Origin of the sequence: Ruegeria spongiae, from assembly GCF_023502395.1 — a bacterium.
Lineage (GTDB): Bacteria > Pseudomonadota > Alphaproteobacteria > Rhodobacterales > Rhodobacteraceae > Ruegeria_C > Ruegeria_C spongiae.
Genome location: NZ_JAMFMB010000088.1, coordinates 1 through 846, shown reverse-complemented (window position 1 = coordinate 846; position 846 = coordinate 1). Strand labels below are relative to the sequence as shown.

Annotated in this window: 1 protein-coding gene; it reads right to left on the bottom strand. The window is 55.1% G+C overall.

Annotated elements, in window-relative coordinates; all coding sequences use genetic code 11:
• Nucleotides 1–22 precede the first annotated feature (22 nt).
• Nucleotides 23–780, bottom strand: a protein-coding gene (locus tag M3P21_RS22360) for an IS5 family transposase (RefSeq protein ID WP_249713715.1) whose coding sequence is annotated in 2 segments (ribosomal slippage) — nucleotides 23–459 and nucleotides 459–780 — 759 coding nt in all. Because the reading frame shifts where the segments join, the coding sequence is not laid out codon by codon here.
• Nucleotides 781–846 lie beyond the last annotated feature (66 nt).

The following is an 846-nucleotide window of genomic DNA, read 5'->3' as shown; positions in this document are numbered from 1 at the left end:
TAGGGTCAGGACTCATTGAGTTTCAAAGCCAGTAGATAACGAGTGCTGCGAGTGCGATTGCTGAGAGGAAGACTTTCGGACATCTGTCATATCGTGTTGCCACCCGCCGCCAATCCTTCAACCTGCCGAACATGATCTCGATACGATTGCGGCGTTTGTAGCGCCGCTTGTCGTATTTCACCGGTTTCTTCCGCTGCTTTCGGCCAGGTATGCAGGCGCGTATCCCTTTGTCTTTCAACGCGTCTCGGAACCAATCAGCGTCATATCCTCGGTCGCCAAGCAGCCAGTCGACATCCGGCAGGCTGCCCAGCAACGCTCGCGCCCCGATGTAGTCGCTGACCTGTCCAGCTGTGACGAACAGACTGAGAGGTCGACCTCGGCTGTCGCAGATGGCGTGCAGCTTGGTATTCATGCCACCCTTTGTCCGACCAATTAGGCGTCCACGCCCCCCTTTTTGACGCCCAAACTGGACGCTGTGCGGTGGGCTTTTAGGTAGGTTGCATCGATCATCACGGTCTTTTTCTCGCCGTGGCCTGCCGCCAATCCGACTAGCATCTCGGCAAATATACCCTTCTCGCTCCACCGCTTCCAACGGTTGTACAGCGTCTTGTGCGGCCCATATTCTTTGGGTGCATCACGCCACCGTAAGCCGTTGCGATTTATGAAGATAATCCCACTTAGAACACGCCTGTCATCCACGCGTGGCTTGCCGTGAGATTTGGGAAAGAAGGGTTCCAAGCGCGCCATTTGCTCGTCGCTTAACCAGAAAAGATCAGACATGTTCACCGCTCGTTTTCGCAGCCGTGAATCACGTAGCCAATCGGAAATCAATGGGTCCTGAGCCTA